General features: G+C 45.5%; 1 protein-coding gene. It reads left to right on the top strand.

The genetic code is table 11. The features are described from left to right. Positions 1 to 385 (top strand): aromatic amino acid lyase (locus R7040_RS28320; RefSeq protein WP_318097863.1); only part of this gene is annotated, 385 nt, incomplete at its 5' end. Positions 386 to 587 lie beyond the last annotated feature (202 nt).

Here is a 587-nt window from a genome sequence, read left to right as displayed (position 1 = left end):
TGCTCAAGTAACCTCTGCGGCATTGGCAAGTGAAAACAAGACCCTTGCTCACCCAGCCTCAGTAGACAGCTTACCAACATCAGCAAACCAAGAAGACCACGTGTCAATGGCGACATTCGCGGCTCGAAGACTGAAAGAAATGGGTGAAAACACTCGCGGCATTCTGGCTGTCGAATATCTATCGGCGGCGCAAGGTTTGGATTTCAGAGCGCCAAATAAATCGTCTGAGCGAATCGAAATTGCAAAACAGATGCTGCGTGAAAAAGTGTCGTTCTACGATAAAGACCGTTACTTTGCACCCGATATCGAGCAAGCAAACACATTGTTGAAACTCGCTCTACATAACGCACTGATGCCAGAGAACCTTCTGCCAAGCGTACATTAATCTGTAGAAGCAAACTTCAGTCTAGGCTCCACCTCTTCGTGGAGCCTTTTTTGTGTCTATACTCTTAACAATTCGTGAGTGATATCAGAGTCGCGCGACGCACTTATTCGCATCATAAATGGATAAGCCATTCAAGCATGTGTTTTTAAACGTTTATCTGCTGATTTGGGTGCGCATTGTCAAAATGCAGTGAACTTTCTAC

The sequence above is a fragment of the Vibrio sp. 1069 genome, assembly GCF_033340555.1.
Note: the sequence above shows the minus strand (reverse complement) of the source record. Positions and strands in the feature narration are given on the sequence as shown.